Origin of the sequence: Ornithinimicrobium sp. F0845 (assembly GCF_023015765.1) — a bacterium.
GTDB lineage: Bacteria > Actinomycetota > Actinomycetes > Actinomycetales > Dermatophilaceae > Ornithinicoccus.
The window spans coordinates 619,338-645,095 of record NZ_JALKAL010000001.1 but is presented as its reverse complement, the minus strand read 5'-3'; the positions used below and the strand labels follow the sequence as shown (position 1 = coordinate 645,095).

19 protein-coding genes and 1 tRNA gene are annotated in these 25,758 nt (G+C 72.4%); 6 read left to right on the top strand and 14 right to left on the bottom strand.

Annotation, left to right across the window (positions count from 1 at the left end; all coding sequences use genetic code 11):
* Window positions 1-36: 36 nt before the first annotated feature.
* The 3 genes from MWU75_RS03025 to MWU75_RS03015 form a co-directional block, all read right to left on the bottom strand.
* Window positions 37-1,422 carry an NAD(P)/FAD-dependent oxidoreductase gene (locus tag MWU75_RS03025; protein ID WP_247088064.1) on the bottom strand — a complete coding sequence of 462 codons (1,386 nt, stop codon included), beginning with the start codon at window positions 1,420-1,422 and terminating at the stop codon, window positions 37-39.
* A gap of 114 nt (window positions 1,423-1,536) precedes the next feature.
* A tRNA-Met gene (locus tag MWU75_RS03020) sits at window positions 1,537-1,613 on the bottom strand.
* A gap of 85 nt (window positions 1,614-1,698) precedes the next feature.
* The gene (locus tag MWU75_RS03015) at window positions 1,699-4,881 is read right to left on the bottom strand and encodes a UPF0182 family protein (protein WP_247088063.1); all 3,183 of its coding nucleotides are present in this window, start codon (window positions 4,879-4,881) and stop codon (window positions 1,699-1,701) included.
* Between the two features lie 184 nt (window positions 4,882-5,065).
* On the opposite strand from MWU75_RS03015, the gene MWU75_RS03010 reads away from it, so the two are divergent.
* Window positions 5,066-5,584 (top strand): PPA1309 family protein, encoded by a 519-nt coding sequence (locus MWU75_RS03010; RefSeq protein WP_247088062.1) that lies wholly within the window; start codon window positions 5,066-5,068, stop codon window positions 5,582-5,584.
* Window positions 5,585-5,648: 64 nt separating this feature from the next.
* On the opposite strand, the gene MWU75_RS20180 is transcribed toward MWU75_RS03010, so the two are convergent.
* The 3 genes from MWU75_RS20180 to MWU75_RS02995 form a co-directional block, all read right to left on the bottom strand.
* Complete coding sequence (locus MWU75_RS20180; protein WP_247088061.1) at window positions 5,649-6,785, bottom strand: S16 family serine protease; 1,137 nt, start codon at window positions 6,783-6,785, stop codon at window positions 5,649-5,651.
* A complete protein-coding gene (locus tag MWU75_RS03000; protein WP_247088060.1) occupies window positions 6,782-7,216 on the bottom strand; it encodes a molybdenum cofactor biosynthesis protein MoaE in 435 nt (144 codons plus the stop codon). The genes MWU75_RS20180 and MWU75_RS03000 overlap by 4 nt, the downstream gene beginning before the upstream one ends.
* 70 nt (window positions 7,217-7,286) lie before the next feature.
* Window positions 7,287-8,393 carry an NAD-dependent epimerase/dehydratase family protein gene (locus MWU75_RS02995; protein WP_247088059.1) on the bottom strand — a complete coding sequence of 369 codons (1,107 nt, stop codon included), beginning with the start codon at window positions 8,391-8,393 and terminating at the stop codon, window positions 7,287-7,289.
* Window positions 8,394-8,523: 130 nt separating this feature from the next.
* Between MWU75_RS02995 and MWU75_RS02990 the strand changes: the two genes are divergently transcribed.
* Window positions 8,524-10,068: a zinc-dependent metalloprotease gene (locus MWU75_RS02990; protein ID WP_247088058.1), complete on the top strand. Its 1,545-nt coding sequence runs from the start codon at window positions 8,524-8,526 to the stop codon at window positions 10,066-10,068.
* A gap of 43 nt (window positions 10,069-10,111) precedes the next feature.
* On the opposite strand, the gene MWU75_RS02985 is transcribed toward MWU75_RS02990, so the two are convergent.
* Complete coding sequence (locus tag MWU75_RS02985; protein ID WP_247088057.1) at window positions 10,112-10,690, bottom strand: M48 family metallopeptidase; 579 nt, start codon at window positions 10,688-10,690, stop codon at window positions 10,112-10,114.
* A gap of 187 nt (window positions 10,691-10,877) precedes the next feature.
* Between MWU75_RS02985 and MWU75_RS02980 the strand changes: the two genes are divergently transcribed.
* Together MWU75_RS02980 and MWU75_RS02975 are read left to right on the top strand one after the other, a co-directional pair.
* Window positions 10,878-11,051 carry a DUF5679 domain-containing protein gene (locus MWU75_RS02980; protein WP_143782589.1) on the top strand — a complete coding sequence of 58 codons (174 nt, stop codon included), beginning with the start codon at window positions 10,878-10,880 and terminating at the stop codon, window positions 11,049-11,051.
* A 170-nt stretch (window positions 11,052-11,221) separates the two neighbouring features.
* Entirely contained in the window at window positions 11,222-12,049 is an 828-nt protein-coding gene (locus MWU75_RS02975) for a hypothetical protein (RefSeq protein WP_247088056.1), read from the top strand.
* Between the two features lie 150 nt (window positions 12,050-12,199).
* On the opposite strand, the gene MWU75_RS02970 is transcribed toward MWU75_RS02975, so the two are convergent.
* From MWU75_RS02970 to nudC, 4 genes are all read right to left on the bottom strand, one after another.
* Entirely contained in the window at window positions 12,200-12,349 is a 150-nt protein-coding gene (locus MWU75_RS02970; RefSeq protein WP_247088055.1) for a hypothetical protein, read from the bottom strand.
* A gap of 35 nt (window positions 12,350-12,384) precedes the next feature.
* Window positions 12,385-12,648, bottom strand: coding sequence for a WhiB family transcriptional regulator (locus MWU75_RS02965; protein WP_247088129.1), 264 nt, complete (start codon window positions 12,646-12,648; stop codon window positions 12,385-12,387).
* 527 nt (window positions 12,649-13,175) lie between these two features.
* A complete protein-coding gene (locus MWU75_RS02960) occupies window positions 13,176-15,299 on the bottom strand; it encodes an ATP-dependent DNA helicase UvrD2 (protein ID WP_348647721.1) in 2,124 nt (707 codons plus the stop codon).
* A complete protein-coding gene (gene nudC, locus MWU75_RS02955) occupies window positions 15,296-16,258 on the bottom strand; it encodes an NAD(+) diphosphatase (protein WP_247088054.1) in 963 nt (320 codons plus the stop codon). The genes MWU75_RS02960 and nudC overlap by 4 nt, the downstream gene beginning before the upstream one ends.
* 82 nt (window positions 16,259-16,340) lie before the next feature.
* On the opposite strand from nudC, the gene MWU75_RS02950 reads away from it, so the two are divergent.
* The gene (locus tag MWU75_RS02950) at window positions 16,341-18,104 is read left to right on the top strand and encodes a phosphotransferase (protein ID WP_247088053.1); all 1,764 of its coding nucleotides are present in this window, start codon (window positions 16,341-16,343) and stop codon (window positions 18,102-18,104) included.
* 31 nt (window positions 18,105-18,135) lie between these two features.
* Here MWU75_RS02950 and MWU75_RS02945 read toward each other — a convergent pair whose 3' ends face one another.
* From MWU75_RS02945 to MWU75_RS02935, 3 genes are read right to left on the bottom strand one after another with little or no spacing between them, the layout of a single operon-like run.
* Window positions 18,136-21,342 carry an ATP-dependent DNA helicase gene (locus MWU75_RS02945; RefSeq protein ID WP_247088052.1) on the bottom strand — a complete coding sequence of 1,069 codons (3,207 nt, stop codon included), beginning with the start codon at window positions 21,340-21,342 and terminating at the stop codon, window positions 18,136-18,138.
* The gene (locus MWU75_RS02940) at window positions 21,339-24,722 is read right to left on the bottom strand and encodes an ATP-dependent DNA helicase (RefSeq protein WP_247088051.1); all 3,384 of its coding nucleotides are present in this window, start codon (window positions 24,720-24,722) and stop codon (window positions 21,339-21,341) included. Before MWU75_RS02940 ends, MWU75_RS02945 begins: the two co-directional genes overlap by 4 nt.
* Window positions 24,723-24,735: 13 nt before the next feature.
* The gene (locus tag MWU75_RS02935; RefSeq protein WP_247088050.1) at window positions 24,736-25,062 is read right to left on the bottom strand and encodes an MGMT family protein; all 327 of its coding nucleotides are present in this window, start codon (window positions 25,060-25,062) and stop codon (window positions 24,736-24,738) included.
* On the opposite strand from MWU75_RS02935, the gene MWU75_RS02930 reads away from it, so the two are divergent.
* Window positions 25,057-25,746 carry a TetR/AcrR family transcriptional regulator gene (locus MWU75_RS02930; protein ID WP_247088049.1) on the top strand — a complete coding sequence of 230 codons (690 nt, stop codon included), beginning with the start codon at window positions 25,057-25,059 and terminating at the stop codon, window positions 25,744-25,746. The genes MWU75_RS02935 and MWU75_RS02930 overlap by 6 nt on opposite strands.
* Window positions 25,747-25,758 lie beyond the last annotated feature (12 nt).

Genomic DNA, 25,758 nt, shown 5'->3' with positions numbered 1-25,758 from the left:
GACGGGTGCCAGGGCCAGCGTCCAGACCTCAGCCCGTCAGGACCCCTGGTCCTCGCCGTCAGGCAGCCAGCCGACGTTCCGCCCGGCCTTCTCCGGAAGGTCGCTGACCCGGTTCATCGCGAGCCGCCCGAAGATCTGCTGCTCGGTGATGTTGCGCTCGGACCGGCCTCGACCGAGGAAGCTCACGAGCCAGTGCAGGAGCGTGGTGACGCGGGACTTGAAGCCGATGATGTAGACGAGGTGCACCCCGAGCCAGAGGACCCAGGCCGGGAAGCCGGTGACCTTCAACCGGCGGATCTCGGCGATCGCCCGGAACCGGGAGATGGTCGCCATGTTGCCCTTGTCGAAGTAGCTGAACGGCTCGGTGACCGGCTTCCCGCCGAGGGTCGCCTTGATCCTGCTGGCCGCGTAGCGGGCCTGCTGGATCGCCACCTGGGCGACACCGGGGAGGTTGTCGAGAGCGACCATGTCTCCCACGACATACACCTCGGGGTGCCCAGGGAGGGTCAGGTCCGCCCGCACAGGGATCCGTCCCGCACGGTCCACCGTGAGCCCCACCTGCTCGGCGAGCCGGCCCGCCAGCGGGCTGGCGGCCACACCCGCGGCCCAGACCTTGGTCAGCGCCTCGATGCGGTGCCGCTCCCCCGCCTCGTCCTCGTACTCCAGGCCCCGGGCGTCGACGTCGACGACCTTGGCCCCGAGCAGCACGTCGATCCCGAGCTTCTCCAGAGCGGTCCGGGTCTTGTCGCGGAGCGACTCGTCGAAGGACCCCAGGACCGCGTCGGCCGCGTCCATCAGGTAGATCTTGGCTGTGCGCGGGTCGATGTGCCGGAAGTCGTGCCGCAGCGTCCGGCGCGAGAGCTCGGCGAGCTGGCCCGCCATCTCGACGCCCGTCGGGCCGGCGCCCACGACGACAAAGGTGGTGAGCGCCTCCGCCTCCTCGTCACGACCGGCGGCCGCCGCGAGCTCGGCGAGCTCGAAGGCACCGAAGATGCGCCCGCGCAGCTCCAGCGCGTCGTCGACGCTCTTCATCCCGGGGGCGTACTCGGCGAACTGGTCGTTGCCGAACCACGACTGGTTCGCCCCGGCCGCCACGATCAGGTGGTCGTAGCCGTAGGTCCGAGCCACGCCCAGGGTGGCAGCGGTGACCGTCCTGGCGTCGAGATCGATGTCGGTGACATCGCCCATCTCGACCTGCACGTTGTCCTGGTGCGCCAGCACCTCGCGGGTGGCCGGGGCAATCTCTCCGGGTGCGAGGATGCCGGTCGCCACCTGATAGAGCAGGGGCTGGAAGAGGTGGTGGGTCGTCCGCGCGATCAACCGGATGTCGACGTCCGCCCTGGCAAGTGCCCGGGCCGCGAACAGTCCGCCGAAACCGGATCCGATGATGATGACCCTGGGGCGGGTGGCGATGGGATTCATGGTGTTGCCTCCTCAGAGGGGAAACGACAACAGCCGTCCGAGTATGCCGTGACCTCTGCCACCCTCCCGGATGCAGTCAGGCCCGGAGATCCGTGGATCCCCGGGCCTGACCTCTGGTAGCGGGGGCAGGATTTGAACCTGCGACCTCCGGGTTATGAGCCCGGCGAGCTACCGAACTGCTCCACCCCGCGTTGGTCCCTCAAGCATACGCCACCGCCGTGGGCGGACCAAATCCGCCGGCCCCTCGTGGAGGCCGGCGGATGCGGTCGCCGCAGGTCAGGGGGTTGCGGTCGCGTCGTCGGTGTCTCCGGTCGGCGTCGGGGCGACGGTCACCGCCCCGCCGTCGGGCGAGAGCTGGATCGCGCGGTTGATCGCCTGGTCCAGGCGGTCCTGGGCCTCGGCGTAGGCCTCCCAGTCACCGTTGCGGAGAGCCTCCTGACCGTCCTCGTAGGCCTGCTGGATGTCGGCGATGGCGTCGGCGAGGTCACCGGTCGGCTCCTCACCGGTGGGCTCCTCACCCGTCGGCTCCTCCCCGGTCGGTTCCTCACCGCCCTCGGTCGGTGGGACGACGGGATCGGTGACGGGTTCGTCGGTCCCGGTCCCCTCGTCGGCTGCCGTCGCGCCCGAGTCGCCACCGAACAGCTCGTCCAGCGCCCCGTCGAGGGTGTCCGACCAGGCCAGCTGGTTGCCGAAGGAGACCACGACCAGTCGCTGCAGCGGGTAGGACGACCCGCCCGCTGCACGGACGTAGATCGGCTCCACGTAGAGCAACCCGCCACCGACGGGCAGGGTCAGCAGGTTGCCGATCTCCACCCGCGAGCCCGCCTGCCGGTTCAACGACAGGAACTGCGAGAGGGTCTGTGTGAACGCCTCGGAGTTCTGGTTGGAGGACTCGATCTCGTTCTGGAACTGGCCCGGGCCGGTGACCGTCGAGTCACGCGGCAGCTCGAGCAACCGCATCTGTCCGTAGCCCTCGCGTTTCTCCCCGTCGGTGCTGCCCGCGTCGGCGTCGACCGCGAGGTAGCCCACCAGGTTCTGCCGCTCGCCTCCGGGGATGTAGGTGCTGGTCAGGGAGAAGGTCGGCTCATCCTGGCCCGGCATCGCGATGCTCAGGTAGTAGGGCGGCATCGCGACCTCGGTGTCCCCGGCCGCGCTCTCGTCGGCGGAGACGTCCCAGAAGTCCTGGCCGCCGAAGAACGCCTCGGCGGTGTCGACGTGGTAGCGAGCCAGGACCTCGCGCTGCACCTTGAACAGGTCCTCGGGGTAGCGCAGGTGGCTCATGAGCTCAGCGTCGATCTCGGACATCGGCTGCACGGTGTTGTCGAAGGCCGCGGACCACGCCTTCAGCAGCGGGTCCTCCTCCTCCCAGGCGTAGAGGACGATCTCGCCGGTGTAGGCATCGACGGTCGCCTTGACCGAGTTGCGGATGTAGTTGATGTCGCCCTGCCCGATCGAGCGCACGTTCTGCGAGGTCGCCACGAGGGAGTCAGTCGTCACCTCACCGAGCTGCTCGAGCTCGCTGTAGGGGTACTGGGAGGAGACGGTGTAGCCGTCCACGATCCACTTGATCCGCCCGTCGACCACCGCCGGATACGGGTTGCCGTCCAGGCGCAGCCACGGCGCCACCCGCTCGACGCGCTCGCGCGGCTCGCGGTGGTCCAGCATCCGGGACTCCGAGCCCACCGCGTCTGCCAGGAGGATCTCGATCTGCCGGTACTTGATCGCGTAGGCGAGCTGCCGCGGGAAGGTCCCCATGTCGACCCCGCCGCCGCCGGTGTAGGTGTTGCGGGTCTCACCCGACTCGCTGTCGCTGTCCGGGAAGTCGAGCTCGCGCGGGGTCTCGCCGTCGGGCGCGCCGACGATGGAGTATGACGGAGAGTGCTCGCCGAAGTAGACGCGCGGCTCGAAGTCACCCAGCTCCCCGACCGGCGGGATGTTGCGGTGGTAGAAGATCGGCTCGCCGTCCTCCGTGCGCTGGTTGCCGTAGGCGGCGACCAGACCGAACCCGTGGGTGTAGACGGTGTGGTCGTTGACCCAGTTGCGCTGGGCCGCGGGGATGCCGTCCAGGCGCATCTCACGCACCGCCACCACGGTGTCGACCGTCTCACCGTCCACCTCGTAACGGTCGACGTCGAGGGCGTCGGGGAACTGGTAGTAGTTGCGCACACCCTGCAGCTGCCGGAAGGTGTCGGAGACGATCGCCGGGTCGACGATGCGGATGCCGGGGATGGTCTCGGCGTCCTCCCGCAGCTGACCCGGTGTCGCCTCGGTCTCGGCCTGATAGGGCGTGATCTCGGTGTCCGTGAGTCCGTAGGCCGCCAGCGTCGAGTCGATGTTGCGCTGGATGAAGGGCTCCTCCAGCTGAGCCTCCGACGGCTGCACCCGCAGCTGCTGGACCAGCGCGGGGTAGGCGCCGCCGACGAGCAGCGCGATCACGACCAGCCCGGCCAGGCCGATGAGGGGCAGGCGCCAGCTGCGGGTCCAGATGGTGGACAGGAAGAGCAGGGCACACAGCAGGGCGGCGATGGCCAGGACGCCCCGGGTGGGCAGCACCGCGTTGACGTCGGTGTAGGTCATGCCGGTCATCCGGCCGTGCTCGGCGGTGGCGAGCGCGTAGCGCTCGACCCAGTAGGCGACGGCGCGCACGCCGACCAGCAGGGCCAGCAGGATGGACAGGTGGATCCGGGCGGCGCGGGTGGTCCGCTCACCCGGGCCCTGGAGCTGCAGCCCGCCGTAGATGTAGTGCGTCATCAGGGCCCCGATCAGCGCCAGCCCGAGGGTGAGGGTGGCGAAGCTGATCAGCACGTTCAGCCACGGCATCGTGAAGACGAAGAACCCGACGTCGATGTTGAACTGCGGGTCGTTCACGCCGAACGGCTGTCGGTTGAGGAAGAGCAGCAGCGTCTGCCACTGGGCGGCCATCGCCGAGCCGGCGAACAGCCCCAGCAGGACGGGGGCGCCGATGAAGACGAGCCGACGGACGGGCTCCAGGGCGGCGCGGTAGCGGTCGAGGTTGACCTGCTCCGGACTGCTCGGTGCATAGATGGGCCGGTTGCGGTAGGCAAGGTGCAGCGAGGACCACACCAGCAGCGCGGTGGCCACACCGGCCCCGACGAAGAGCACGACCTGCGTGAACAGACGGGTGGTCAGGACGGTGCGGTAGCCGACCGACTCGTACCAGAGGAACTCGGTCCACAGCTGGGCCAGCCAGGTGAGTCCGGTGAGGAGTGCGATGAGGACCAGGACGGTCGGGATGAACCGTCCCCGGCCACCGAGGCCGGGGCGTCCCGGACCACCACCGGGACCACCGGCTCCGGGCGCCTTGTCCTTGCCCTCCCCCTCCGGGCGGTCGCCGCTCATACCGAAGCCGAACGGGTCGCGTGGTGCCCGTCCCCGTGGGTCCGGGCTCCCCGAGCCCTCGCCCGGCTCCTCCGGAGTCGTTCCATCCCGCTCAGTCACTGCTACCCGCTTCCTCGTGACCGGGTCTCCCGGCCGAACCACGCTGTGTCTGTGCCCAACGCTAACCCAGCGGGTGGCCGGGAACGGCCTCCGGATCGGCCGCTGTGACCGGTCCCGCACCTTCGGCGGGGGCGCCGATCTGCACCGGTGCGGCGCTCAGGTGTCGGGATGGCACGATGGGCGGGTGTCCGACCTCGCGCAGATCCTCACCCAGGCCGCCGCCGACACCGAGCGCCACGTGGCCAGGCTCGGCTGGGACCAGGCCCCTCGCCTGTTCGCGCTGGTGCGCACCGACTCACTCAGGAATGCCGAGCCCGGTCTGCGGGATCAGCTGGCCGGCTCGGCACCGGAGTCGTTGACCTCCATCGAGCAGGAGGGCCTGCGCAAGACCTCCAACATCGAGACGATGCTGGGCACCCTGGCCTGGCCCGAGGGGGTTGACGGCGCGGCGATCGCGCTGGAGCGGATCGTGGTCCCCCCGGAGGCCGAGCGGGACCTCCCCCTCAACCCGACCGAGGCGACGGAGGCGCTGGCCGCACATCCGGCCCGCAAAGACGTCCGGTTGCTCGCGGCCGTGCTGCGCACCGGCGAGTCGGTCTGCCTGCTGCGTCAGCGCGACCACGACAGCGACGATGCCGTCGCGATCGGGGCCGACATCGCCCCCGGCCTGGTGGCCGCGCTCCGCGCCACGCTCACCGACTGACGCCCGCCGTTGGTCGTCCGCCGTCAGTCGTCCGGGTCGGTCGTCCGCCCCGGGTCGTCCACCGTCAGTCGTCCGCCGTGCACTGGGGCAGGTCGACGTCCTCACCCTCACCCAGTGACTCCACGATGTCCCTGGCCTGCTGGAAGTTCTCGACCTTGGCGACCTGCAGCCCGTCGGGGATGCGGTCCACGACTTCGTCACAGTTGGCTGCCGGTGCCAGGAAGTAGTCCACGCCGGCCCGCTCCGCGGCCCACATCTTCTGCCGGATGCCGCCGATCCCGCCGACGGACCCGTCCGAGCTGATCGTGCCGGTCCCGGCGAAGCGGAGACCGCCGGTCAGCTCGCCGGGGGTGATCTTGTCGTAGATGGCCAGGGAGAACATCATGCCCGCCGACGGACCACCCACGTTCCCGGCATCGATGGTCACCTCGTAGGGCAGGTCGAAGTCGCTGGCGAGGTAGACACCGATGATGGTCCGTGGCTCGGCGTCCGGGTCCTGCGGGGACGGGTCCGCCTCCCCGGTGGGGACGTCGACCTCGAGCCGCTCCCCGTCACGGATCAGGACGAAGGGGACGACGTCGCCGGGCTCGAAGTCCTGCAGCCGGTCGCTGACGTCGTCGGGCACCGCGATCGCGGTGCCTCCGACCTCGAGGATCTCGTCGTTCACCTCGAGCGCGTCCCCAGCCGGGGCATTCGTGATGATCTGACCGACCTTGACCTGCTCGGGGACCTCCACCCCGATAGCTCGCAGCGCGACGACGGCGGCGCCGAGCTGCGAGCGCGTCATGAGCTGGACGTTCTCCTCCTGGATCTGCTCCGCGGTCACGTTCGGCGGGTAGACGTCGTTGACGTCGTAGATGTCCACCGCCGGGTCGAGTGTTGCCATGAGCCAGTCCCAGGCGGTCACGTCCGAGCGGGGGCCACCGTCCAGGATGATCGTGAGGAAGTCCAGCGTGCCGGAGGTCGGATAGGTCTCCAGGCCCTCGACGTGCACGACCGGCTGGCCGTTCATCTCACCGAGGGTGTCGTGCACGCCGGCGGGCCGGTAGAGCACCTTGTCGACGGTCACCAGGTTCAGCAGCGCCATGCCCACCACCAGCAGCACCGCCAGACCCAGCGCAAACCCGGTGCGCCAGCCGATCCGGGTGTGCGGCGGGTGCGCTGGTCGCTGGGCGCCCGGTGGACTCTCGTAGTAGGTCACAGGCCGACCCACTCGGTCGAACCGGTCTCGAACAGCTGCTTCTTCCAGATGGGCACCCGGGCCTTCAGCTCCTCGATCAGCGCGCGGCAGGCGTCGAAGGCCTCCGCGCGGTGCCCGGCCGCCACGGCACACACGACCGCCGTGTCCCCCACAGCCAGCTCACCGCGCCGGTGCACGGCGGCGACGCGCAGGACCCCCGGCATACTGCCGATCTCTTCCGCGATCGCGGCCAGGTGCTCCTCCGCGTCAGGGTGCGTGCTGTAGTCCAGGCGCACCACGCCCTCGCGTCCGCCGTCGTGGTCCCGGACGGTGCCCACGAAGATCGCGACGGCCCCGGCCGCGGGATGCCGGACCGCGGCCAGCACCTCATCGACCGACGGTCCGGAGTCCACGATCTGCGCCAGGACCACCTCATGTTCGTCAATCGTCACCGCGCCATCATCCATCACCTGGCCGTGAGATGGCTGGGCGTCCCCCGTGCGCATGCTGTCAGCACCCTCCTCAGGTCCGGTTGCGCCGACGGCGCAGCAACGCGGCCGTGGCCACGATCGCGACCGCCGCGCTGGCCGCCCCGGCCGCGCCGAGGGCGGCCTCCTTGCGCTCGACGCGCCGGGCGAGGCGGTCAGCCCGCACCTCCTCCAGGAGCACCCTCAGGGAGTCCACGTTGTCGTGCGTGGCCAGCCAGCCGTGGTCCACCAACCGTCGGGAGTCCACGACCCACGGGCTGGACACGTAGGCCAGGTCCGAGGCCGGCACGGGGAGGACCCCCAGACGGTGCAGACGGTCCGCTGCGCCGTGCGCCGCGGCCGGGGCCACGGAGATGTGTCTCAGGTGGGAGATCTCCTCGACCTGTTCCAGGCCCAGGCTCCCGGGGGCTCCCACGGTCACGACCGGGCCCAGTCGCTCGTCCAGGACCGTCCCCAGCGCCCGACCCAGGTCCTCGACGTGGCAGAACTGCCAACGGGGTCGTGCCCCCTTGAGCGCGAGCAGACGCGGTGCCTCGAAGTGCCGGGTGATGATGCTGTCCACCCCCGGCCCCACCAGGGCCGCCGGGCGGACCGAGGTCACCAGGACGGCCGGGTGCACGTCGCGGGCCCGGTCCAGGAGCTCCTCGATCTCGACGAGGTCGGCGACCATGCCCTCGGTGTCGTCCGACCGCAACGGACTGTCCTCCGGCAGCGGCACCGGGTTGTCCGGCCGGGCGCCGTAGACCATCGCGCTGGTCACGACCACGAGGTGCCGGACCCCGGCCGCCGCGGAGGCCACGGTCAGGGTCTGCATCTCCCTGACTAGGCGGGACCGGCGGACGCCGGGGTCCTCGGCGAGCTCGCCGCTCAGGTGCGCACCGTGGGTGAGGTGCACGACGGCATCCAGGTCCTGGAGTGCGTCCACCACCTCGGGGGACACCAGGTCGGTGTCCCGCCAGGAGGGCTCGGCGGATGGGCCGGAGGGCGACTCCGGCGCATGGCCCAGCCCTATCACCTGGTGCCCGCCTGACCGGAGTTGCTGCGTGAGGACCGCCCCCAGCGACGTGCCCGCGCGCGTCACGCCGACGCGGCGCGCGTCGTGGGTACGCCGAGAGCGAAAGTCCTCCTCGTGGGAACTCATGGCCCGCTCCTCCTGTTGACTGGGGTAACAGAGGCCCCGCGGGCACGGTGGTGCGGGGGTGACCTCGGGACCCATCCTCCCAGGAGGGGCATGATGGGCAAGCGGATCAACGCGACGGAAGGACAGTGCCGTGTCGGATGAGAAGAACTCTGGGGCCGGCAACCCCGGCGACGACGCCGAGGGGCGTCACGAGCCGATGGGCTTCCGCGGGTCCGGTGATCCCGCGTCCGGAGACGTGTCAGGGCACTCGTCCGCCGGGGACTCCGGCACGGGAGGCTCCGCGCCGGACACGCCCGGCTCGGGGGGCTCCGCACCGGACACACCCGAGTCGGGTGCCGACGCGCTCGGCGCGCTGTTCGGTGGCGAGCTGCCGCCCGAGCTGCGGGAGCAGCTCGAGGCCATGGGCCTCGGACAGATCGATCCCGCGATGATGCAGATGGTTCAGGCCCAGGTGCAGGCGATGATGGCCGGCCCGGACGACGGCTCTGCCGTCAACATCGGCGTCGCCAACGACGGCGCCCGCAATGTGGTGGCGGCGGCTGGCGACCAGAGCATTGCCGAGGCCACCGTGCGGGATGTCGAGCAGGTCGTGCAGGTCGCCACCCTGTGGCTGGACCAGGTCACGGACCTGGCTCCGCCGGAGGGGCGGGTGCGTGCCCTGAGCCGCGCCGAGTGGGTCGAGCTGAGTATGCCCGTGTGGCAGGCCCTCACCGAGCCCGTCGCGGCCGGGGTGGCCGCAGCCATGACCAACGCCATGCAGGAGCAGTTGCGAGGCCTCGGGGAGGGCGAGCTCCCCCAGCTGCCCGGGATGCCCCCGGGCATGGACCCCCGTGCCCTGCTGGGTCAGATGGAACCCATGATGCGGCGGATGAGCGCGGGCATGTTCGGTGCCCAGGTCGGGCAGGCTGTGGGGACCCTCGCGACGGAGACCGTGTCCGGCACCGAGGTGGGACTCCCGCTGCTGCCGGGCGAGGTCGTGGCGCTGCTGCCCGCGAACGTCTCGGCATTCGCCGAGGGACTCCAGGTGGACGCTGGCGAGGTCCATCTCTACCTGGCCGTCCGTGAGGCCGCCCGGGTGCGGTTGTTCGCCGGGGTGCCGTGGCTCGGCCCGCAGCTGCTCACCGCGGTGCGGGACTACGCGCGAGACATCCGGCTGGACACCGAGGGGATCGAGCAGGCACTGCGGTCGGTCGACCCCAGTGACCCGCAGGCCATGCAGGAAGCGGTCGCCGGGTCCCTATTCTCCCCCGAGCCCAGCGACGCCCAGCGCAAGGCCCTGACGCGGTTGGAGACCTACCTGGCCCTGGTGGAGGGATGGGTCGACACGGTCGCCGGGCGGGCCGCCGACCCGCACCTGCCGAATGCACAGGCGCTCGCCGAGGCGGTGCGTCGCCGCCGGGCCACCGGTGGCCCCGCGGAGAAGACATTCGCCTCCCTGGTCGGGCTCGGGCTGCGACCGCGGCGGCTCCGCGATGCCGCCAACCTGTGGGCGGCGCTGGAGTCCGAGGCCGGTCAGAGCGCCCGGGACCGGGCGTGGGAGCACCCGGACCTGGCACCCGGCGCCGCCGACCTGGACGACCCGCTCGGCTTCGTGGAGCGCGTCACCAGCGCCAGCGAGGACGACACCACCCTGGACGAGGAGCTGGAGCGCCTCCTCCGCGACGAGGAGTCCTGACCGACGTCGTGCCGAGTGCTCGCGGCACGGCTCGTGGCGCGGGTCACCCCGGCTCCAGGTCCCCGTCGTCGTCGGACATCTCGCGTCCTGTCGCGAAGGCCACGCCCCGGAGGAACGCGGTCGACTCGGCGTAGCGCTGGTCCCTGCCCACCAGTGCCTTGAACCGCGGTCCGTGGTTGGGCTCCAGGAGGTGGGCCAGCTCGTGCAGGATCACGCTGTCGACCACCCACGCGGGCATGCCCTCCAGCTCCGTGGACAGCCGGATCGTGCGGGTCGTCGGGCTGCACGACCCCCACCGCTTCTGCTGGTTGGTGACCCAGGTGATGGACGCGGGACGGGCCCGACCGTCCAGGTAGCGCTCGGACAGGAGCATGGCCCGGGCCATCAGGTCCTCGCGTTCGAGCCGTCGCCGTGCCTGGGCCCGCAGGTGGCGGCCCAGCAGGTTGTCGACGTGCTGCTGTTCCTCCTCCTGGCTGAGCCCGGCCGGCATGAGCACCACGAATGTGTCCCCCTCCAGACGCGCGGAGATCGTCCTGCGTCGGCGGGCGCTGCGGCGGATCTCCACCTCCGGCCGGGCGCTCGCGGGGCCGGCGCTCTCATATCCGCGGGATGTGTGCGTCATGAAGGGTCACGTTAGCCGCCCGGACCGACAGGTCGTGCCTGTGTCCACAGGGACCGACACGCAGGGTGGCTGAGCACGAATCGTGCGGGATTTGTGCTCACCTGGGTCTAGGGTGGAACCGAAATGCGGGTCGCACGACCTGCTCCAGCCGGGCTCCGGCCCGCGGACTGATGAGGAGTGAGAGACCATGGCTGAGACCAACGAGACCTACCAGGGCGAGTTCTACTGCGTGAAGTGCAAGGAGAAGCGCGAGGCTGAGGGGCGCGTGGTGGAGACCAACGGCCGCCGCATGGCCAAGGGCGTGTGCCCGGTGTGCGGCACCAACCTCAACCGGATCCTCGGCAAGGCCGCCAGCGCCTGAGCGAGTTGACCACCCTGCCAGAGGGGCGGGCCGGTGCCGGGTGCACCGACCCGCCCTTCTGCCTGTCCGGGTTGTTGTCCAGGTCGTCTGCTGCAGTCCCGGTGCGTGCCTGACGTGCACCCTGTGGACAACCGCGCCCACCGCGCGCTCCAGGATGGCAGGGTCTGCCCATGTCCCCGATGGTCCGGCTCCGCCCCAGTGCCCGCCCGGTGCGCCGAGCCCCGGGTGAGGTGCAGTTCGGGCTCTCCCCAGCGCACGGCATCGTCCTCGCCGGGCTGACCGAGCCGGAGACCGAGCTCCTGCTCTCGCTCGCCGGCAGCGGCGGCACCTCCCGCGACACGGTCCTCGCGCAGCGCTTTGGTGTCCCCGTCGAACGGGTCACGGACCTCGTCGACACCCTCGGGGGGCACGGTCTGCTGGTCGACCCGGGTGCGGCGCCCAGGAGGGCTGACGACTGCTACCTGGCGGTCCCCGGCCGCGGGGAGGTGATCGACCGCATCCGGGGCGAGCTGACCGGTCTCGGGGCCGGTCGGCTGGTGGCCGGGGAGGGCGACCCGGCGAACGGCGACGTCAGTCTGGTGGTCCTCTGCGCCGCGGACGCGATCGCTCCGGACCAGGGCCGGCCCTGGCAGGTCGCGCGGGTGCCGCAGCTGCCTGTCGTGCTGCGCGACGGGGAGGTCGTCATCGGCCCGCTGGTCCACCCCGGGCGGTCCGCCTGCCTGCGCTGCCTGGACCTCCACCGTCGCGACCGAGACCGCGCCTGGCCCACCATCCTCACCCAGATCACCTCTCCCGCGGTGGAGCTGACACGAAGGGTCGACGCCCCGCCGGCCCACGCCAACGCGGTGGCCGCCCTGGTGGCGATGATCACGCTGGAGTGCCTGGTGTCCGTCGAGAGCGTGCTCGGTGTCTCCTGGCACCTGTCGCTGCCTCTGCCCGATGTGCGCACCCGTCGGTGGGAGCGCCACCCGGCCTGCGACTGTGCGACCCATACCTGATGACCCTGGGCTCCACACAGGCCCTGGGCACCACACCGAAGGAGGCGGCACAGAAAGAGGCGGGGCCGGCACACGATTGGGTGTGTCGACCCCGCCTCGGCGGGTGCTCCTGCGGCGGCGCCTGGCAATGCGCCCCGGCACGTGCCGGTGTCACCGCTGCAGGAGATACGCCTGGGTGGCCTGGCGCAGGGCGGTCGGCCGCAGGCTCATCGCGAGCTTCTGCCGGTGCTCCAGCTCCAGGTTCGCGGACCGCTCCCGATGCTGGGCGCGGGCCAACTGCTCGTCTAACAGGTGGTACATGTCTGCTCCTGAGTTGTGTTGTGGATCCGTCGTCGTCACGCGGCGACGGGGTTCTTGCGGGGACGGCCGCGGGGCCGCTTGCGCGGCACGACGGTCCCCTGGAGGACGAGTTGCCCTCCCCAGACACCCCACGGCTCGTGCCGCTCGAGCGCCTGCTCGAGGCACATCGCCCTGATCGGGCAGTCGCCGCAGAGTGCCTTGGCTGCCTCGACCTCTTCGGGCAGCTCGGCGAACCACAGGTCAGCGGGGTGCTGGCGGCAGGGCAACTCGGCCTCGACGTCGCCGGTCCCCCCGACCATCCAGGGGTTCATCGACGGTTCGGTCTGCTGGGCGTATTGGACGCCTGCGTGGGTTGACACGCTGTTCCCTTCCTCGCGCGGTGTGCAGTGGTGGTGCGGGCGCTCGGCCCGGTCCTGATCTGTCATGGCTGGCTCCTCGATCGAGGACCCGGACTTCAGGCACCTGCTGCAGATGCACAAAGGCCGCGGATCCTCTGATGGGGTTCCGCGGCCTGCGAGGGGGATGGAGGTTGTTCTAACCCACAGCCCTCGCAAGGGGGAACGCCACATCGGTGGCAGGGTTGGTGATGGCGCCAGAATCGGCCCCGAAGACACCGGTGCCAATGCGCTCCCGCCGCAGCAGCTCAACCGAGCGGACGGAAACTGGGCACACGGCACCCTTGGTGCCTGCCACGCCTGTCAGGATCATGTAGTCCATTTGTTTCCGCCTCCTCTCGCTCGCTCTGCTGGTCCCCCGGTTGTCACCCCCGGCGGGTTGGTCAGGAACTACCGTACGACAGCCGCTCGCGGGCGCGCAACGTAATTAATCAAGAATTTTTCCGTGATATCGGCACAACGTCCTGACCAGCAAGAACAGCGAGGACATCGGCGCCGTACAGCTCTAGTTTGCGGGGGCCGACCCCGGCGATCTCCGCGAGCGCCGCGGTGGTCTTCGGTGTCAGCTCGGCGATGGCCGTCAGCGTCGCATCGGTGAAGACGACGTAGGCCGGCACGTTCTGCTCACGGGACACCTCGAGCCGCCACTCCCGGAGCCGCTCGAACGTTGCCTCGTCGTAGGTCGGGGGACAGTTGTCGCAACGACCGACCTTGCGCTCGGCCGCAGACCCGAGCGCCGCCCCGCACGTCCGGCAGGTCTTCGGCCGGCGCGGAGCGCGGGGAGCCTTGTGTGCGGGCGATCCACCCTGGCCCTGCGCGAGTCCCAGCAGCGTGCCCGCCGGCTGCAGGAACCGGGACGGCTTGCGCCCGGCGCGGCCACCGGCACCGCGGGAGGCGGCCCAGCTCAACCGCAGGTCGCGACGTGCGCGGGTCAGCCCGACGTAGAGCAGCCGGCGCTCCTCCTCGATGCGGGCGGCGCCCTCGGCCATCGACACCGGGAGCAGCCCCTCGCTGCAGCCGATGACGAACACGACGTCCCACTCCAGGCCCTTGGCGGCGTGCAGCGAGGCGAGCGTCACCCCCTGCACCGTCGGGGCGTGCTGCTCGGTGGCGCGCCGGTCCAGCTCGGTGACGAACCCCGGGATACGCATCTCCGGCTCCACCACCGAGAGGTCGTCCGCCAGGTTGGCCAGCGCCTCCAGGGACTCCCACCGCTCCCGGCTCGCGGCACCCGCCGACGGCGCCTGCGGGCTCCACCCGGCACCACCGATGACGTCGCGGACGACCTGTCCGAGCGGTGCGTTGCCTGTGTCACCGCGGCTGGCCCCGCGCAGGAGGAGCACCGCCTGACGCACCTCCGGACGGGAGAAGAACCGCTCCCCTCCGCGCACCAGGTAGGGGACCTCGCGCGCGGCGAGCGCCGACTCCACGGCCGCGGACTGCGCGTTGGTGCGGAACAGCACGGCCACCTGGCTGGCCATGGTGCCGCTGCCGAGGAGATCACGGATCGCCTCGGCGACGCCGTCGGCCTCCGCCACGTCGTCGGAGTATGCCGTGAGCCGGGGCGCCCGGCCCGGCTCGCCCTGGGCACGGAGCTCGACCCCGCCCCGGGCCGCCGCACCGAGCACCAGGTTGGCGACCTGGACGATCTGCGGGGTGGACCGGTAGTTGCGAACCAGCCGCACCACCGTGGCCTCCGGGTGCCGCTGTGGGAACTCGAGCAGGTGCCTGGGCGAGGCGCCGGTGAAGGAGTAGATGGTCTGGGCCGGGTCGCCGACCACGCAGATCTCCTGTCGCCCGCCGAGCCACAGGTCGAGCAGCTGCTGCTGCACGGGGTTGACGTCCTGATACTCGTCGACGACGAAGTGGCGGTACTGGTCACGCACCGACCCGGCCACCCGGGGGTGCGCGTCCAGGATGCCCACCATGAGCAGGAGCACGTCCTCGAAGTCGATGACGTGACGCTCGCCCTTGACGTCCTCGTAGGTGCTCATCACGCGGGAGACCGCGGTGAGGTCGAGCCCGGCGACACCGTCGCGCCGGCCCCGCACGGCCTCGGGATAGCCCTGCGGGGTGATCAGGTTGACCTTGGCCCACTCGATCTCGGCGGCCAGGTCACGCAGGGCGGGACGGTCGAGGCGTAGCCGCAGCCGACCGGCGGCCTCGGCGACGGCCGGGGCCTTCTGCGCGACGACCTCGGGCGGTGCGCCGCCGACCGCCTGCGGCCAGAAGAACTGGAGCTGCCGCAGGGCGGCTGCGTGGAAGGTGCGGGCCTGCACACCGGGCACCCCGAGGCCCCGCAGGCGGGTGCGCATCTCTCCGGCGGCCCGCGCCGTGAAGGTGACCGCCAGCACCTGGTGCGGCTGGAAGGCACCGGACCACACGCCATACGCGATCCGGTGGGTGATCGCCCGGGTCTTGCCGGTGCCGGCGCCGGCGAGCACGCACATCGGTCCCGTGGGCGCGGCCGCGACGGCGTGCTGCTCGGGGTCGAGCCCCTGCAGGATCTCGTCGGCCGAGGTGGGCCGTCGCGGGCCGTGCGGAGGACCGGTCACGTGGCGACTCGGGGCGCCGGACCGACCGAGGCGTCGCTGGCTGCCTCGATGGGGCCACCGTGCCAGTGCTCGATGAGGTGCCGGGCGATGGACACCCGCGGGGGCAGGCCGAGATGGCCGGAGCGCGCGGCGTGGGACAGCTCGCCCCGCGTGAACCAGGCGGCCTCGACGATCTCGACCCGGTCGAGCGTCAGCACCGTGCTGGTCGCCCGCGCGGTGTAGCCCACCATCAACGACGCGGGGAACGGCCACGGCTGGTTGCCCCGGTAGACCAGGTCCGTGACCGTGATCCCCACTTCCTCCTCGATCTCCCGGCGCACGGCGGCCTCCAGCGACTCGCCGGCCTCCAGGAACCCGGCGAGCACCGACATCCGGCCCTCGGGCCAATGCGGACCCCGGGCCAGCAGGATCCGCTCGTCCTCGTCGATGACCGCGACGATGATCGCCGCGTCGGTCCGGGGGTAGTGCTGTGAGCCGTCGACGGTGCACCGTCGGACCCAGCCACCCTCCTCGACCACGGTCGACCCCCCGCACCGCGGGCAGAACTGGTGCCGGGAGTGCCAGTTGGCCAGGGCGACCGCGGTGGTCAGCACCCCGGCCTCCGTGTCATCCAGCTCCGCCCCCGCCTCACGCAGGCTGCGCCAACCCCGCTCCGGCACGTGCCCGCCCGGATGTCCGGTGTCGCGCATGACCGCGACATAGGCGATGCCGTCGGCGTCGTGCCCGAGGTAGAGCGCGTGGTCCACGGAGTCCTCGAACCGGGGGGCCCGGTGGACGAGCCGGAGCCGCCCGTCGACCCGACAGGTCAGCGCACGTCCGTCCGCGAGCTCGACCACACGGGTCGTGGAGTCGCTCAGAGCCCGGGCGATCGGGTCGCTGTCGCGCCTGCTCACGCCGTTGCGGTTCAGGGTCCCCCGGGAGAGCGACAGGTCCAGCAGGGCCTCCGAATCCAGACTCACGCCACCACTGTAGGCCGGCCCCCCGACGCTCGTGTCGCGCGGCATACACCACGGCACGTGCCAGACGTCATACGGTGGGAGGGTGATTCGCAGCGACCTGGCCCTGGCCGCCCTGGCCACAGCCGCCGTGCCCGGGATGCGGCCCGTGTCGGTCGCCGCCATCCGCAGCGGCGAGGACAACCCCCTCCACCAGTCCGCGCTGGTGGAGGACGTCACCGGGCGCACCTGGGTGGTCCGCTCGCCACTGACTCCCGCCGCCGGCGCGGAGCTCGAGCGCAACGACGACCTGGTCCGGCAGCTCGGCAAGCACCTCCCGTTCAAGGTCCCCGCGGCGGCCGGGTACGCCGATCTCGGCCCGGACGGTCGGGCCGCCGTCTATCCGTTTGTCGAGGGGCTGGCCCTGAGCCTGCGGCACCTTCCGGTGGGGCCGGGTCTGGCCAGTGCCGTCGGCCGGGCGATCGCCGCCGTGCACAACATGCCGCGGGAGCTCTTCGAGGAGTTCGCCGTGCCGGTCTTCGACGCCGGACCGTTCCGCGACCGCAAGCTGTCCGAGCTGGATCGTGCCGCCGAGACCGGGCACGTCCCCAACGGCCTGCTGGCGCGGTGGGAGCAGGCTCTCGACGCCGCTCCGCTGTGGCGGTTTGCCACGGTCCCGACGCACGGCTCGCTCGACGGGGAGTCGTTCCTGGTCGCCTTCTCCGACGAGACAGACTCCGCCAGCGGGCGGGTGGTCGGCCTGACCGGCTGGGAGCGGGCCCAGGTCGCCGATCCCGCCGAGGACTTCGCGCGGCTGGTCGAGGTGGCCAACCCGCGGGCCGTGGACGCGGTCTTCGACAGCTATTCGATCGCGCGCTCGCAGCGACCCGACGGCTACCTGCTCAGCCGCGCGCGACTCGCCTCGGAGATGCGGCTGCTCAACGGCCTCGCGGCGGCGGTCGGCAGCGGCGACGAGCAGTTCATCCGGCACAGGGCCGACGAGCTGCGCAAGCTCGACCGGCTCACCGCCAACGATGACTCGCTCATCCCCCGGACGGCGCTCGCTCCGGTGGCGGCAGAGTCCGAGCTCGCGGTCGACGAGTCGTGGGATGCCGCGGACGCCTCCGCCACGGATGGCCCCGGCGCACCCACGACGGCCGTCGAGGACGCTTGCACGACCGACGTCGTCGACGGCACCGACGACGAGGCGGCGTTCGAGGTCGAGGCCCCCGCCGAGGGGGCGCACCTGGAGCCGGTGACCCCGCCGGAGACACAGGTGTCGGCGGCGGACGTCACCGCCCCGATCCCGATGTTCCGGCCCGTTTCGGCGGACACCGAGATCGAGGAGGTCGTCGGTCCGGAGACGTCGGAGGCCGACGATGTTGACGGTCCGGAGGTGACGGAGTCCGACGATGTTGAGGGTCCCGAGGTGACGGAGGCCGAGACGACCGAAGGCGTTGCGGAGGGAGAGGTCGGGACCGACGAGGCGGACGCCGAGGGGGGAGGCCCCGGCGAGCAGGCGGCAACGGACGAAACACCGAGCCCGGACGGGGCGGACGCCGACGAGACGGGCACCGACGAGACCACCGCGGACGGGGAAGCCGAGACGGACGCCGACGACACCGACGGCGACGGCAAGGGCACCGACAGCCCGCACGCCGACGGTCCGGACACGGAGCGCCCAGACACTGGCACCCTCCCGGTGACGGAGGCAGCGACCGGAGGCGAGGACGCCGAGGACAGTGAGCGTGCTGACCGCGCCGCCGAAGAACGTGAGCGTGCTGACCGCGCCGCCGAGGAGCGTCTGCACACGATCTACGGCATGCCGGAGGCCGCTGACCTTGAGCCACCCGAGTCCGGCGGGCGCTGATCCTGCGCGGGTCTCGCCTCGGGGAGGGCGCCTAGACCGGTGAGGCGACCTGGTGGACCAGGGCCTCCAGCTCCTGTTCGGTGGGAAGCTCCGGACGGACCGTCTCACCGCTGCCGGCGTAGAAGAACGCCGCCGAGACCCGGCTCGGGTCGATGCCCCGCAACCGCGCATAGGCCACTCGGTAGACGGCGAGCTGCAGCACACGGGCACGCTCCTGGCCCTCACTCCCCCGTGAGCCCGTCTTCCAGTCGACAATCACGAAGTCGTCGCCCTCGGCGAACACCGCGTCGATCCGACCGCGCACCGCACGTGCCCCGAGCAGCGTCTCGACCGACACCTCGATGTCGACCGGCAGCCGGCCCGCCCACTCGCTGGCCAGGAAGTTGGCGCGCATCGCCGACAGGTCGACGACCTCGTGGTCCGTGTCCGCCAGCAGGTCGTCGATCTCGACCAGGGACGGCATGCCGTAGTGCCGCTCAACCCACGCGTGGAACGAGGTGCCGGCGCGGGCCGCGTGCGCCGGGGGTCGAGGAACCGGCCGCCGCAGATTGCGCAGGTAGGCGTCGCGGTCCGCGGTGAGCTCGACGAGACCCGAGGTGGACAGGTGCGCGGGCAGCTCGGTCGACACACCGGCCGCGCGGGCAGCCCGGAGCTCCTCCCGCTCCCGCAGGAGCCGGGCAACCTGCCGCCCCACCGGGTCGTCGGGGTCGGACGTGCCGAGGTCGCCCGCGCGGCGGGCGTCGACCACCGCCTGCACGACATCGGAGACGAGCCGGCGCCGGGCGTCCGGGACGACGGGCCAGGGGGCGAACTGCTCCTCGGCACGCAGCGGGTTGAGCAGCTGCTGCGGGTCGTCCGCGTCCGGCATCGCCTCCCAGTGGTCCGTCACGACCCCGCCCCCGGCGGAGTTGATGAGCTCGGTCAGGAAGCGAGAGGTCTCACGCGGGGTCTGGCCCGTGGACCAGACCGGTGCCGTCACCAGCAGGTCGTGGCGCGCCCGCGTGAACGCCACGTAGGCGAGTCGACGCTCCTCCTGGAGCTGATGCCTCCCCCCGGCGACCGCGAACGACTCGAGAGCCTCCTTCAGCTCCTGCGTGTCGGCAACCGAGTCCAGCGGCAGCGCCGGCAGCCCCGCCGCGTCGCCGCGCAGCGGGTAGGGCAGTTTGCCGAGCCCGGTGAGCCAGCCCTTGTCCTTGGGGGTCCGTGCCCGCCAGCCGGTCTCGGTCACCTTCGTCTGAGTGGTGTATGACGGGAAGGTCCCCTCGGCGAGGCCGGGCACGGCGACGACGTCCCACTCCAGCCCCTTGGCCGCGTGGACGGTGAGGACCTGGACCGCGGACTCCGAGACCGCGACCTCGGCCATCTCCAGGCCCCGCTCCCGCTCCCGGGCCGCCTCGAGCCAGGCGACGAAGCCACCCAGGGTCGGACGCTCGGCGCTGGCCGCGAAGGTCGCGGCCACCTCGGCGAGCGCGTCGAGCTGCGCGCGCCCCCAGGCCGGCGGCAGGTCGGGGTCGGAGGTCACCTCGAGGTCGAGCCCGATCGCACGCTCGGCCTCGGTGAGGAGTTCGGACAGCGGCAGACCCGCCAGGGTCCGCACCCGGTCGACCGCCTGGCCGAGGGCGCGCACCCGCGTGCGGGCGCTCTCACTGACCGACCGGCCCCGGGAGGCACGCCAGTCGGTCGGCGGGAGCCGGTCGAGCACGTCGGCGAGCACGACGTCGCCCCGGGGCACGCCGTCCCGTTCGGCCAGGGCACCGGCCCACGTCCACAACCCGTCGATGTCGGCGGGTCCGAGCCGGCACACCGGCCCGGTGAGCAGTCGCATCAGCGCGTCGCCGCGCGTCGGGTCCTGCGCCACGGTGAGCAGCGCCACGAGGTCAGCCACCTCCGGGGCACTCAGCAGGCCGCCCAGGCCCACGATCTCGACCGGGAGCCCACGGGCCCGGAGCGCCTGCACGACCTCGTCGAACTGGGCGCGGTTGCGGCACAGGACCGCCGCGGTCCGGCCGGTCGGGGTGCCGTCGGCGTCGAGCCAGTGACCACGGACCCAGTCCGCGACGTGGCTCGCCTCGTCCCGGTGGGTGAGCAGCCGGGCCGCCCGCACGCTACCGGTGTCGGCGCCCGGGCGGGCGCGGAGCTCGGCGACGTCGACCCGGCTCTGGCGGCGCAGCGCCGCCGAGACGTCGTTGGCGACGGCGAGGATCCGCTCGGCATTGCGCCAGGAGGTCGACAGCGGCAGGACGGTCGCCGGTCGTCCGGCGGCCGGGAACACCGTGGGGAAGCTGCTCAGCGTGGTCGCGCTGGCCCCGCGCCAGCCGTAGATCGACTGGCTCGGGTCGCCGACCGCGGTCAGCGGCAGGTCGTGCCCGGAGAAGAGACTGGACAGCAGGACCATCTGGGCCTCACTGGTGTCCTGGAACTCATCCAGCAGGACGGCCCGGTGGAGCTGGCGCTGCTGTGCACCGACCTCGGGCAGACCCGCGGCCAGGCGCGCGGCGATCGCCATCTGGTCGGCGAAGTCCAGGGTGCCCCGGGCCCGCTTCAGCTCCAGGTAGCGATCGACCAGGGGGTAGACCCGAGCCTGATCACGCAGGGCGGCAGCCGTGGCACGTCCCTCCACGGTGGCCTTCTTGTGGTCCCGGCCGGGCAGGTCGGCCAACCGCGCCGCCTGGCGTTCCACCAACTCATGGGCCGGTCCCGTCTCGACGAGGTGCTCCGCAAGCTCACCGGACAGGGAGAGGACCGCATCGACCAGGGTCGACGGCGCACCCTCGAAACCGCTGAGGTCGGCGTCCGTCGTGTGCACCACCTCGTGCGCGAGCTGCCAGGCCGACGCCTCGGACAACAGCCGGGAGTCCGGCTCGATGCCCCACCGCAGGCCGTGCTCGGAGACCAGCCGTCCGGCATACGCGTGGTAGGTGGACACCTCCGGCAGGGGCACCTCGTCGTCCTCCGGGGTCCACAGGCCGCGCTCGGTGGTCGCCCGCAGCCGTCGCCCGAGGCGCTCGCCGAGCTCGATGGCTGCCTTGCGGGTGAAGGTCAGGCCGAGGACCTCCTCGGGTCGGACGACACCGTTGACCACGAGCCACACAACCCGGGCGGCCATGGTCTCGGTCTTGCCGGACCCTGCGCCGGCGACCACCAGGGTCGGCTCGAGCGGTGCCTCGATGACGGCGACCTGCTCGTCCGTGGGCGGCAGCTGGCCGAGCGCCGCAGCGATCTCCAGGGCTCCGGTCACGCGAGCATCCTCCCCTCCTGCTGGATCGGGCAGCTGAACCGCACGGGGCAGACCCGGCACCAGTCCCCGGGTGACGCCGGGAACTGGTCGCCGGCCATCCCCTCAGCGGTCTGCGCCACCAGGTCGTGGGCCCAGCGCGGCTCCGGGTCGTCACCCAGCGGGGCCTGACGGTCGACGCGGTGCCCAGCCTGCGGGCTGCCCCCGGGCGCGCCGAGCTGGACCAGCGCCGCGCCGCCCGTCCCGGGCAACTCCGGACCCGGGGAGTATGCCGGGCCGGCGGGGCCGGAGACATCCTCACCGGAGGGCTGGGAGGACTGCGAGGACGGGGAGGACTGGGAGGACTGGGCGAGCAGCCCCGGCCCGCCTCCCTCGACGATGCCGACCTGGTAGACCCCCAGCTGGGGGTGGTGCTCGATGTCCTTCTTGCTCGGTCGGGACTTGCCGGTCTTGAGGTCGACCACGAACAGGTCACCGTCCGCGGTGCGCTCGAGCCGGTCGACCCGCCCGGTGATCCGGGCCCGTTCGTGCGCCGCGGTCAGCTCCAGCTCGACGCCGACGAGCTCACGTCCCTGGCCGGCGGCCTCCGCGACGTAGGCGACGTAGCGCTCCAGCATGCGCTGGGCACGGGTCCACTCGCGGCTCTGCACCCACCCCTCCCCCAGGGCCAGCTCGTGCCACCGGGACCGCAGCGACTCGCTGAGCTGCTCGAACGGCGCCTCAGGGGTGACGGCGATGACGTCGTGCACCAGCGTCCCGACCGCCGCCGCGGAGAGGCCGCCGGCCTCGCCACCGCGGCTGCCGAGGAGCCAGCGCAACCGGCACTCGCTGAACAGCTGCACACGGGACGGCGACACGGGGACCGGCCCCTCCTGCTGCAGCCCACGCTCGTCCGAGAGGGCCCGCGCGGCCCACCAACCGGCCGGATCGGCGCCGGGCACCCCGGCATCGTCGAGCGTGATCAGGTGGGTGGCCGCACGGTCGCGGCCCGCGTGGTCCCCGTCGCGGTGGGCCCGGACCAGGTCGGCCCGCAACCGCGCGACCAGCGAGCGGAGCGTCAGCGGCGGCGACACGTCAACCGGCACGCGCTCGCCCTCGACCGGGTCGACCAGGCCGAGGAAGCTGGACGGCTGTTCGTCGGTGCTGGCCACCGCGGTCACCAGGAGGGACTCCCGGGCCCGCGTCAGCGCGGCGTAGAACTGACGGACCTCGTCGGCCCGCACCTGGGCCTGGGCGGCGCGGAGCCCCGCGGTGCCCTCGACCGGGCGGCCGCGGAGCACCGAGACCAGCGCCTCGGCACCGAGCAGTGAGTCGCGCAGCCGCAGGTCGGGCCACACCCCCTCCTGCACGCCGATGACCGCGACCAGGTCCCACTCGCGGCCGGCCGCGGCCTGCGGCGTCAGCACCTCGACGGCCTCGGCCGAGCGGGCCCGGGCGACGAGCGAGTCGGGACTGACCTCCTGGGACCTGACATGGGTCAGGAACCCGTCGGGGCCACGACCGGGCAACCGCTCGACGTAGGCCTCGGCGGCACCGAACAGCGTCATCACGGCGTCGAGGTCACGGTCGGCCCGTGCCCCGGCAGCACCGCCGGCCAGCGCGGCCGAGCGCCAGTCGTCGGCGACGCCCGCGGTCGACCAGATGGCCCACAGCACCGTCTCGGCGGTAACACCGGGCGCCCAGCCGCCGGCCTCTCCACGGGTCGCGGCGGCGCGCCCGGCCGAAAGGACCTCGGCCAGGTGGGCCGCGGGCGCGGCGTCGAAGCCCATCAACCTCAGCGCCCCCGGCTGGTCGAGCAACGCCGCGAGGACCTCCTCGGAGGGACGGGCACCGCCCGCCTCCCGCTCGGACGCCGCGAGGACCCGGCGCAGCCGCATCAGTGCCACCGGGTCGGCACCACCCACGGAAGAGGTGACCAGGTCGACCGCCTCGGCAGCCGTGCACCCCTGACCTTCGGGACGCAACGACACCTCGAGGGCCAGCAGCAGGGCCCGCACCACGGGGTGCTCGTGCAGCGGCCCGGTGCCGGCCCGCTCCTGCACCGGGACCCCGGCACTGACCAGGGTCCGGCGCACCTGCTCCAGCCGGGACCGGCTCCGGGCCAGGACTGCCATCCGCGACCACGGCACCCGCCGGTCACCGAGGTGCGCCTCCCTGAACCAGCCGGCCACCAGCGCGGACTCCTGGGCCGCGGTCCGGACCGTGAGCACCCGCACCGGCGGCTCGGAGTCGCCCGCCGCAGACGGCTGCGGTGGGTCGCTGGTCGCGGACGGCTGCGGTGCGTCGCTGGTCGCGGCCGGCTGCGGTGCGTCGCTGGTCGCGGACGGCTGCGGTGCGTCGCTGGTCACGAGCTGCGGCTCGACCCCGGTGGTGGCTGGCGGCTGCGGCCGCCGGTGCTCGACCCCGGTCGTGGCGCCGATCCGGTCGACCACCCGCCCCGTCGCGATGAGCAGCCGCTCGCCTCGACGGTGACTCGTCCGGAGCACGGCACGGCCGGGCGTCGCGCCGGACCGGGCCGCGAGACGCTCGGCCAGCCGGCTGAACCGCGCCGGGTCCGCGCCGCGGAACCCCTGGCCCGTCACGTCACCGTCGCCGATCAGCACGACGCTCATGCCCGGTGCGTAGAGCTGCTCGATCAACCGCGCGGCGGACGCGGTCAGCTCCTGGGCGTCGTCAACCACGACGAGCCGGATCCGGCGCCGGACGATCCGCAGGAGCTCGGGGTCACCCGCCAGCCGGTCCGCGGCGGCCGTGCAGATCCACGCGGGGTCGTAGGCGCTGGGCCGCTGCAGCGCCGTCACCTCGTCATACTCCCGCAGGACCTGTGCCGCGGCTGCCCACTCCGGTCGGTCGTGGCGGCCGGCCAGGTCGGTCAGCTCCTCCGGCCCCAGCCCGTGCTCGACGGTGCGCATCAGCAGGTCGCGCAACTGGTCCCGGAACCCCCGGGTGGGCAGGGCCTCCCGCAGGCCGCCCGGCCACCGGGGACCGCCGCCGGACTCCCGGTGCCCGGCCAGCAGGTCACCGAGCACGACGTCCTGCTCGGCCCCCGAGAGGAGGCGCGGCGCCGGCTCGTCGTCCGAGGCTGCGGCATCGACCAGCAGGCTGAACGCGAACGCGGAGGGGGTGCGCGCCAGCGGCTGGGTGGTCGTCCCGCCCACCGCGGCCGTGATGGTGTCCCGGAGCGCCCCCGCGGCGACCCGGGTCGGGGCGAGCACCAGGGCCGCGTCCGCCGGGATGCCGTCGCGCGCGACGCGGTCGACGACGGTGGCGACCGCCACGCGGGTCTTGCCGGTGCCGGGGGCGCCCACCACCTGCAGCACAGGCGCGCGCTCCCGCACGGCGGCGCGCTGGGAGTCGTCGAGCAGGTCATCCGGTGAGGTCATCGCCCCCATCAGATCAGGAGGGGCTGACACCGTCCCAGCGGGCCCGGCGCATGTCGACTCCCCTGCTGGTCAGCGGCGTCCCCTCGGCCAGGTGCAGCACCCGCGCCTCCCCCTGGTGGCACTCCGGCAGGCGGCCGTCGGCGCGCACGACCCGCCACCAGTTCGTGCTGCTGCCGTAGCGTGACATGACCTGACCGACCTGGCGCGGCCCGCCATACTCCAGCAGTTCAGCCACGTCGCCATAGCTGAGGACGCGGCCGGACGGGATAGTGTCAACCAGGTCGATCACCCGACCGGCGAATGCTGGCAGCGGCGCGGGGTCCGCCAGGTCCGGGTGCATAGGCTCAGGATAGGACTGACCGCTCCCACCGGGAGCGCGACCCGAGGAGGACCTCTGCCCACCCACCACGCCCCGAGCGCGCGGCTCCCCCGTGCCGCCCGGCGGGAGCAGCTGCTCACCACGGCCCAGGAGGCCTTCGTCGAGTCCGGCTACCACGCGACCTCGATGGACGAGATCGCCGAGCGCGCCGGCGTCAGCAAGCCGGTCCTCTACCAGCACTTCGACGGCAAGCTCGAGCTCTACCTGGGTCTGCTGGAGACCCAGAGCGACCTGTTGATCAACCGGCTCGAGGCAGCTTTGGCCTCCAGCGACGACAACGCCGAGCGGATCGCGGCCACCGTGCGCGCCTACTTCCAGTTCGCCGACGCCCCCGACGGGGCCCACCGGTTGCTCTTCGAGACCGACCTGAGCAGCGAGCCCGCCGTGCGGGACCTGCTGGAGCGACCGTTCCGGCAGTGTGCCGACGCCGTCGCCGAGCTGATCGCCCAGGACACCGGGATGCCGTTCGGCAGCGCCCAGCTGCTGGGCGTCAGCCTCGTCGGGATGGCCCAGGCCTGCGCCCAGCGCTGGGTGTCCGAGGGCCGCCAGACCCCGCTCGAGGAGGCGATCACCCTCGTCTCCACCGTCGCCTGGCGCGGGCTGGGACGGTTCCCGCTGGCCCGGGCAGAAAGCGGCTCCGACTAACGTTGACGCCGA

Coding starts and splice junctions, on each gene's coding strand:
- MWU75_RS02995 (WP_247088059.1), bottom strand. CDS start 8,393: ATGAGTTCCCACGAGGAGGACTTTCGCTCTCGGCGTACCCACGACGCG.
- MWU75_RS03025 (WP_247088064.1), bottom strand. CDS start 1,422: ATGAATCCCATCGCCACCCGCCCCAGGGTCATCATCATCGGATCCGGT.
- MWU75_RS02970 (WP_247088055.1), bottom strand. CDS start 12,349: ATGTACCACCTGTTAGACGAGCAGTTGGCCCGCGCCCAGCATCGGGAG.
- MWU75_RS02985 (WP_247088057.1), bottom strand. CDS start 10,690: ATGACGCACACATCCCGCGGATATGAGAGCGCCGGCCCCGCGAGCGCC.
- MWU75_RS02940 (WP_247088051.1), bottom strand. CDS start 24,722: ATGACCTCACCGGATGACCTGCTCGACGACTCCCAGCGCGCCGCCGTG.
- MWU75_RS02965 (WP_247088129.1), bottom strand. CDS start 12,648: ATGGTCGGGGGGACCGGCGACGTCGAGGCCGAGTTGCCCTGCCGCCAG.
- MWU75_RS02935 (WP_247088050.1), bottom strand. CDS start 25,062: ATGCACCCGGACCTGGCGGACCCCGCGCCGCTGCCAGCATTCGCCGGT.
- MWU75_RS02980 (WP_143782589.1), top strand. CDS start 10,878: ATGGCTGAGACCAACGAGACCTACCAGGGCGAGTTCTACTGCGTGAAG.
- MWU75_RS02975 (WP_247088056.1), top strand. CDS start 11,222: ATGTCCCCGATGGTCCGGCTCCGCCCCAGTGCCCGCCCGGTGCGCCGA.